Source organism: Candidatus Pelagibacter sp., assembly GCF_052049815.1.
GTDB lineage: Bacteria > Pseudomonadota > Alphaproteobacteria > Pelagibacterales > Pelagibacteraceae > Pelagibacter.
The window spans coordinates 1-8,138 of record NZ_JBNGZG010000041.1 but is presented as its reverse complement, the minus strand read 5'-3'; the positions used below and the strand labels follow the sequence as shown (position 1 = coordinate 8,138).

General features: G+C 27.8%; 7 protein-coding genes and 1 tRNA gene. 4 read left to right on the top strand and 4 right to left on the bottom strand.

Features of this window, described 5'->3' with window-relative positions; genetic code table 11:
• The first annotated feature begins 60 nt into the window (after positions 1-60).
• A tRNA-Ser gene (locus ACTT9D_RS06260) sits at positions 61-150 on the top strand.
• A gap of 7 nt (positions 151-157) precedes the next feature.
• Here ACTT9D_RS06260 and ACTT9D_RS06255 read toward each other — a convergent pair.
• Positions 158-1,072: a glycosyltransferase family 9 protein gene (locus tag ACTT9D_RS06255; RefSeq protein WP_440930931.1), complete on the bottom strand. Its 915-nt coding sequence runs from the start codon at positions 1,070-1,072 to the stop codon at positions 158-160.
• A 150-nt stretch (positions 1,073-1,222) separates the two neighbouring features.
• On the opposite strand from ACTT9D_RS06255, the gene ACTT9D_RS06250 reads away from it, so the two are divergent.
• Together ACTT9D_RS06250 and ACTT9D_RS06245 are read left to right on the top strand one after the other, a co-directional pair.
• Entirely contained in the window at positions 1,223-3,274 is a 2,052-nt protein-coding gene (locus ACTT9D_RS06250) for a DNA gyrase subunit B (protein ID WP_440930930.1), read from the top strand.
• On the top strand, positions 3,274-4,557 hold the full coding sequence (locus ACTT9D_RS06245) for an ActS/PrrB/RegB family redox-sensitive histidine kinase (RefSeq protein WP_440930929.1): 1,284 nt from the start codon (positions 3,274-3,276) through the stop codon (positions 4,555-4,557). The genes ACTT9D_RS06250 and ACTT9D_RS06245 overlap by 1 nt, the downstream gene beginning before the upstream one ends.
• On the opposite strand, the gene ACTT9D_RS06240 is transcribed toward ACTT9D_RS06245, so the two are convergent.
• Genes ACTT9D_RS06240 through ACTT9D_RS06230 form a run of 3 tightly spaced genes read right to left on the bottom strand, consistent with a single transcriptional unit; the run spans position 4,554 to position 7,848 of the window.
• The gene (locus ACTT9D_RS06240; protein ID WP_440930928.1) at positions 4,554-6,356 is read right to left on the bottom strand and encodes a cobaltochelatase CobT-related protein; all 1,803 of its coding nucleotides are present in this window, start codon (positions 6,354-6,356) and stop codon (positions 4,554-4,556) included. The genes ACTT9D_RS06245 and ACTT9D_RS06240 overlap by 4 nt on opposite strands.
• Complete coding sequence (gene cobS, locus ACTT9D_RS06235; RefSeq protein ID WP_440930927.1) at positions 6,357-7,331, bottom strand: cobaltochelatase subunit CobS; 975 nt, start codon at positions 7,329-7,331, stop codon at positions 6,357-6,359.
• Positions 7,321-7,848, bottom strand: coding sequence for a J domain-containing protein (locus tag ACTT9D_RS06230; protein ID WP_440930926.1), 528 nt, complete (start codon positions 7,846-7,848; stop codon positions 7,321-7,323). The genes cobS and ACTT9D_RS06230 overlap by 11 nt, the downstream gene beginning before the upstream one ends.
• Before the next feature lie 15 nt (positions 7,849-7,863).
• On the opposite strand from ACTT9D_RS06230, the gene ACTT9D_RS06225 reads away from it, so the two are divergent.
• Positions 7,864-8,124, top strand: coding sequence for a BolA/IbaG family iron-sulfur metabolism protein (locus ACTT9D_RS06225; RefSeq protein WP_440930925.1), 261 nt, complete (start codon positions 7,864-7,866; stop codon positions 8,122-8,124).
• Positions 8,125-8,138 lie beyond the last annotated feature (14 nt).

Here is an 8,138-nt window from a genome sequence, read left to right as displayed (position 1 = left end):
ATTAATTTTGATTATATATAAAAACAAAAAAATAATTAGATATATAATATTCAAATATTTGGAGAGGTGGCCGAGTGGTTTAAGGCGCACGCTTGGAAAGCGTGTAAAGGGGCAACTCTTTCGCGGGTTCGAATCCCGCCTTCTCCGCCAAATTTATTTAACAATAAGATATTATTTTTTTTATAATCATTTTTGGAGATAGTTTTTTTGAATTATAATATTTGTTGTTTTTATTAATAATTTTACTTTCTGGTTTTGTGTGTATGGGTAAATAAATAGCATGAACTTTTTTTTGTAGAGAAGAAGCTAAACAAACAGGACCAGATTCATTTCCAATTACTACATCACATGAATATATTATCTTAATTATACTTGAAATACTTCTTTTATATGTAAACGTTATTTTTTTTGATTTAAAAAACTCTTTTGGAAATGCCTTCAAGAACTTTTTTTTATTTGGTGAAAAATTAATATATATCTTATTATACTTCTTTAAACTCTTAATTAATTCTACAAAATATTTTATATCCCAATTATTTTGATCATGATGTGAGTCGACACTTATAAAATAATTTTTTAGTTTTTGTTTATTTTTTGATAAATTTTTTTTATTTAAAAAAAAATTATTTTCTTTATGAGATAATTCCAGTTTTTTTGTGTATATCATTAATTTTTCCGACATTGTTAAATGATCTAATGATTTATCTTTATTAATTAAAAATTTCCCTTGGCCCAAGATTATTTTTTTTGGAATATTTGATAGCAAAACTGGAATTGTTAAGCGTGTAGCGTTTGATGTAAGTAATAATTGATCAACTTTATAAGAATTGATTAAATTTTTAAAATCAATAATTTTTTTTATGGTTTGATATAAATTAAATCTATTATTATCAAAATATTTAATTCCTTTATAAAAATCTTCATTTAAATAAACTTCTTTTGCCTGGTTTACTTGATTTGATAAAATTTCTAATTTTTGGTCGTGAGTTTTATATAAAGATCTTAAAAGTGGCAGAAGATAAATTAAATCTCCAATTCCTCTTGCTCCAATTATCACTAATGTTTTTTTCATTTTTTTGTTATTTTATCACTATATCCAAAATTATTTGGTAAAATTGACAAATTTATAAGTAAGTCAATAATTCAATTTACTTATTAGTCATTAATATGTGCGAATTTATAAAAAAAATGATAGTATATATTTTTCCAAAAAAATTAAATTATGAATAAAAATACATATCAAGCAGACTCAATTAAAGTATTAAAAGGTCTTGAAGCAGTAAGAAAAAGACCTGGAATGTATATCGGTGACACTGATGATGGGACTGGTTTACACCATATGGTTTATGAGGTTGTAGATAATTCAATTGATGAAGCTTTAGGAGGTTACTGTAAAAAAATTGAAGTTACGCTTAATTCAAATGGTACAGTTACAGTAAAAGATGATGGTAGAGGAATTCCAGTTGATATGCATAAAGGTGAAAGAAAGTCAGCTGCGGAAGTAATAATGACCCAATTACATGCAGGAGGTAAGTTTGATCATGACTCCTATAAAGTATCTGGTGGTCTTCACGGTGTAGGGGTTTCAGTCGTAAATGCTTTATCAGAGAGTTTACATTTAGAAATTTACCGTGATGGAAAAAAACACAATATTGAATTTAAAAATGGAGCAGCAAAAGCTCCACTTAAGGTTACAGGTAAGACTAAAGAAACAGGTACTCAGATAACTTTTTTACCTTCAAAAGAAATCTTTTCATCAACAAAATTTAGTGGAAATATTTTGATAAAAAGAATGAGAGAATTAGCATTTTTAAACAAAGGTATAAAAATTATTTTTATTGATGCTACTCAAAAAAAAGAAAAAAAGAACGAATTTAAATTTGATGGTGGAGTTTTAGAGTTTGTAGATTATTTAGATGAAAAAAGAGAAAAGCTTCAAAATAAGAATGGAAATGAGTTATTTAAAAAGCCCATTTATATAGAGGGTAAAAAAGGGAATATCGAGATTGAGTGTTCTTTAAAATGGAATGCAAGTTACTCTGAAGATGTATATCCATATACGAATAATATCTTTCAAAAAGATGGCGGAACACACTTGCTAGGTTTTAGAAGTGCTTTAACAAGAGTTGTAAACAAATATGCAAATGAACATAATTTGTTAAAAAAAAATAAATTAGCTATTTCAGGAGATGATATCAAAGAGGGACTAACATGTGTTCTTTCCACAAAAATTCCTGATCCAAAATTTTCTTCTCAAACAAAAGATAAGCTTGTTTCTTCAGAGGTAAGAATGATAGTTGAAACTATAGTAAATGAAAAATTATCTATATGGTTTGATCAAAATCCTTCAGTTGCTAAAGTTATATTAGCAAAGATTATACAAGCTGCTTTAGCAAGAGATGTTGCCAGAAAGGCTAGAGAAAATGTTAGAAGAAAAGGTGCATTAGAATTAAGTGGTTTGCCAGGTAAACTTGCAGATTGTCAAATTGGGAAACAAGAGGGCACTGAGTTATTTATAGTAGAAGGTGACTCCGCAGGTGGTTCGGCTAAGCAAGGCCGAAATAGATCAAATCAAGCGGTACTTCCACTAAGAGGAAAAATTTTAAATACTTATGTGGAAGACATAAGTGTTAAGAAAAAAAATGGTAATGGTTCAGATCATAGAACCAAAGCCTTATCAAAAATGATATCATCTAATGAAATAGTTACTTTGATCAATGCATTAGGATTAGATCCAAAGTCTCAAGAAATCGATACTAAAGATTTAAGATATGGCAAAATAATTATTATGACAGATGCTGATGTAGATGGTTCTCACATTAGGGCATTGCTATTAACTTTCTTTAATAATAAACCGTTTAATAAATTAATTGAAGATGGGCATATTTATTTAGCACAACCTCCTTTGTTTAAGATTAATAAGGGATCAAAAGGAATTTATATTAAAGACGAAAATGAACTAGAAAAATATATCATTAATAATAGTAAGGAATTAAAAAAATATAAAAAAGGATCTAAAGATTTTCTCAAAGCAATAGATGAAGAAAAATCAAAAATGAGTATTCAAAGATTTAAAGGCCTGGGCGAAATGAATCCTGAGGAATTATGGAATACTACTTTAAATCCTGATACAAGAAATCTATTGCAGGTTCAGTATTCAAAGGACACAAAAAAAGACCAGAGTTTAATTCATACATTAATGGGTAACGATGTTGCTTTAAGAAAAGATTTTATTACATCAAATGCGATCAATGTAAAAAATCTTGATATTTAGTGAGCAATTTTTTTGAAACTTCAAGATATTTTACTTTAAAAAAATCTACTTATGTTTTTTTAAGATGGATAGGTATTCTTGGTCAATTATTTTCAATAAGTTTGGTATATTTTGTATTTGACTTTAAATTTGATTATTTTACTTGTTTTTTAGTAATTTTGATCGGAGGAATCAGTAATTTATACTTAGATTTCATATATAAAAAAGTTCAAATTACTGAACAAAGTTCCTTTTTATTCTTAGTTTTTGATACTTTGCAGCTTAGTATTTTGGTTTATCTTTCTGGAGGTATAACTAATCCCTTTATTATCTTCTTAATTATCCCAAGTGTATTTTCTGCAGCAAATTTAGGCTTTAGAATTAACCTTAGTTTAGTTGTGATTACATCAATTATAATAGTATTTTTAACTTTTAATTATCAGCCTCTACCTTCACCTTTAAATTTTGATAATAAACTTAATCAATATGTTTACTATGCAATTCCACTTGCTTTAATTATAGCATTAGTTTTTTTAAATTATTTTGCACTTTCTTTTGTAAAAGACTCTAGAATAAGAAAAGAAGCACTTCATAGAATGGAAGAAGTAATGGCTAAAGAACACGAACTTCTGTCATTAGGAGGACAAGCCGCTGCTGCTGCACACTCATTGGGTACACCATTATCAACTATAAAATTAATTTCACAAGAATTATCCAAGCAGTTTAAGAGTGATAAAGAAATAAGTAAGGATATTGAATTACTCTTAAGTCAAATAGAAAGATGTGAAGAAATTCTTAAAAAGTTAAGCATTAATCCTTCTGAAGAAGTAGAATTTATTGATGATGACTTAAGTATGAGAGAATATTTGAGAGATATTACAAAAAGTTTTGAAGAACTTGGTAATAAAAAATTTGTTTTTAATTTTGATCAAGATTCAAATCCAAAAAAAATTTCTAAATCTATTGAAGTAGTTTATGGATTAAAAAATTTTATTGGTAACGCTTATAAATTTTCCAAAGACACAGTATTTATTAATTTAAAAAGTGATAGCAATATGACGGAAATAACTATTGAAGATGATGGAGACGGTTATCCAAAAGATGTATTACCTAAAATTGGAGAACCTTATTTAAAAACTTCTAACACAGATAACAAAGATAAAGCTGGTTTAGGTTTGGGAATATTTATTGGAAAAACTTTATTAGAAAAAAATTTTGCGAAAATTACCTGTCGAAATTCAAAAACAAGGTCAGGTGCTGAAATTTTAATTAAATGGAAAAATAGAGAGTTGTTTAATATCTAGTGAAATTTTTTCTTTGTCTCAAATAACGAACTTAATTGAGAAACCATTACATCTCCTAATTCATTAACATCAGTAATTTTTATCGCTTTGTTGTAATATCTTGAAACATCATGACCTATTCCAATAGCTAATATTTCTATATCTGATTTATCCTCGATAAATTTAACCATTTTTTTTAAATGTTTTTCTAAAAAATCACCTGAATTTACTGAGAGTGTTGAGTCGTCAACTGGAGCCCCATCAGAAATAACCATTAAAATTTTTCTTTCCTCTTTTCTTTTTTTAATTCTATTAAAAGCCCATTGTATGGCTTCTCCATCAATGTTTTCTTTAAGTAAACCCTCTTTTAACATTAAGCCAAGATTATTTTTGGCCTGTCTCCAATGTGTATCTCCACTTTTGTATATGATATGTCGAAGATCATTTAATCTTCCTGGTGTTTTTGGTTTTTCTTTTTTATTCCAAAGCTCTCTACTCTTTCCGCCTTTCCAATTTTTAGTTGTGAAACCAAGTATCTCAACTTTGACTGAGCATCTCTCTAAAGTTCTTGATAAAATATCTGCACATATTGCGGCGATTGTAATTGGCCTACCTCTCATAGAACCCGAATTATCTATTAATAATGTTACAATTGTATCTTTAAATTCTTGATCTTTTTCTTTTTTAAATGAAAGAGAATTATATGGATCCATAATAATTCTCGGTAATTTAGAACTATCTAGCAGACCTTCTTCTAAATCAAAGTCCCAAGCTCTGTTTTGTTTTGCTAACAATTGTCTTTGCAATTTATTTGCCAGCTTTGTGATTACATCTTGGAAACCTATTAATTGTTGATCTAAGGTTCGTCTTAATTTTGCAGATTCCTCTGAATTTTCTAAATTTTCAGCTTTAATTACCTCATCGAATTGATTGGTAAAGACTTTGTATTCAAGATTTAAATTTTTGAGATTAGTTTTTTGAATTACTTGTTCAGAACTTTCTTTATCAGAATCTGTATCCACAAGCTGTTCATCCATTTTGTATTCATCAATATCATAATCTGAATCTAGACTAGTTTCAGTCTCTTCATCCTTACTTTGTTCTTTTTGATCATCGGTCTCAGCTTCCTCATTTTCATTTGATGGATTATCTTGACCTTCATCATTATTTTCTTCTTTTTGTTCTTCATTTTCCTCAGTATCAAAAATGTCCATATTTTGAAGAATTTCAGAAAATTTAGATGAATATTTATTTTGATCCTCTAAATTTTCTTTTAAAAAATGTAAATGATCTTTAACCGAGAGATCAAAATCTTTTTCCCAAAATTCTAGCATTCTACTTGTTAAAGAATTTAGTTTAACATTATGAAAATGTTTAAGCATATAAAGCTCAAAGGCTTCAGCTACTGATACGTCTTCCTTAGTCTTTAGTTGATCTTTTCTCTTAAGATTAATTATTTGCTCATAGTTTTGATTTAAATTTTTTTCAATACCTTTAAGCATTTTAAAACCAAGCTGTTCATATCTTATTTTTTCAGCAATTGTGTATAGCGATTTACAAGAAGAATTTGATGGGAGATTTTTTTTAAAAACCAGGTTATCAGAAAATTTTTTCTTAAGTGCTGTAGAGTCAGACTCAGCTCTCAATCTTACAAAATCTCTTGGTCCAGCAAGATTATCTATTTCAAAAAAATCAAATTTCTTTGAACTTTTATTTTTATCTTGTTTTTGATTTAACTCTAAATCATCAGATATAACACGTACTGTTGATGAAAGAGCTTGTTTGAGTTTTTCTTTAAGAGAAGCTTCTTTGTTGCTCATTTAAATTTGAATATTTACTAAAGACTCAGGTAATTCTTCTCCAAAACATCTTTGATAATATTCAGCTATAGTATTTTTCTCTAGCTCGTCACATTTATTCAAAAATGTAACTCTAAAAGCATATCCAGTGTCTTTAAATATTTCAGCATTTTCTGCCCAGTGTAAGACAGTTCTTGGACTCATTACTGTTGATATATCTCCAGCTATAAAACCTTTTCTTGTCAATGAAGCAACTTTAATCATATTAGACACTTTTTCTTTACCTTTTGCATTGTTTAGATTTTTGTTTTTGGCAAGTACAATATCCATTTCACGCTCAAGACTTAAATAATTTAAAGTGGTAACAATATTCCATCTATCCATTTGACCTTGGTTTATTTGTTGAGTTCCATGATATAAACCTGTTGTATCGCCCAGTCCAACAGTGTTAGATGTTGCAAATAACCTAAAATATTTGTTTTGTTTGATAACTTTATTTTTATCTAGAAGTGTAAAATTACCTTCAGCTTCTAAAACTCTCTGAATTACAAACATTACATCAGGTCTTCCAGCATCATATTCGTCGAAAACTAATGCAACAGGATTTTGTATTGACCATGGTAATATTCCCTCATTAAATTGAGTAACCTGTTTTCCATCTTTTAAAACGATTGCGTCTTTTCCTATTAAGTCTATTCTACTTACATGACTGTCTAAGTTAACTCTTATACAAGGCCAATTTAATCTTGCAGCTATTTGTTCTATGTGAGTTGATTTACCTGTTCCATGATACCCTTGAACCAAAACTCTCTTATTAAACGCAAACCCAGATATTAGTGCTAAAGTGGTATCTTTATCAAATTTATAACTCTTATCTATTTCGGGTACGTATTCTGATTTTTCTGAAAAGGCATCCACTTCCATCTCAGAGTCAATACTAAAAGTATTTTTCAATGATAATTTAATATCAGGCTTTATATTTAAGTTAGGTGTCAATTTTTTCCTTATAAGTATTTTTTAGCTGCGTATAGGCTAATGTAATTAGTTTAAGTTTTTCCTCGTATTTTTTATTGCCAGCATTAATATCAGGGTGAAATTTTTTGACAAGGGCTTTGAATTTCTCCTGTATTTTCTGCCATTTTAAACCCACAGAAACACCTAGAACGCTAAATGCTTTGATATCCTTGTGATCAAATTTAAATTTGCTCATATGATTATAATCACTTTTAAATTTATCTTTATCCATTTCATCTTTAAGAGTGTCGTTCCACAGAACTTTAAAAAAATTATCTGAAGAGCTAAAATTTTGAGTAGGTTTATGCCACGTCATGTCAGATTTTAAAAAATCCATTATCTGATCATCATTCATACCTGAAAAATAATTCCAATTTTTATTAAATTCCTTCACATGTTCGAGACATAGAAGTCTGTATTTTCTGCTATTATCTTTTTCAACTGGAGCTTTATATTCTCCAATTTCGTCACAATTATTCCAATCACAAATATTTTTCATGCTATAAATAAAGTTATGGAGATAAAAAATTTAATTTCAATAATAAAAGAAAAAATTTCAAAAAATATAGTCTGTGAAGATTTAAAAATTGAAGATAAAAGCTTTTTACATAAAAACCATAAAGGTAATGATGGTTCTAGATTTCATATAAAACTTACAATTAAGTCTGATGAATTAAAAGACAAGTCAAAAATTGAAAGCAATAAAAAAATATATAAAATTCTAGATGAAGAGATGAAGGAATTTATTCATTCTCTTCAAATATTAATTATCTAAAAAGTTTAAAAAAA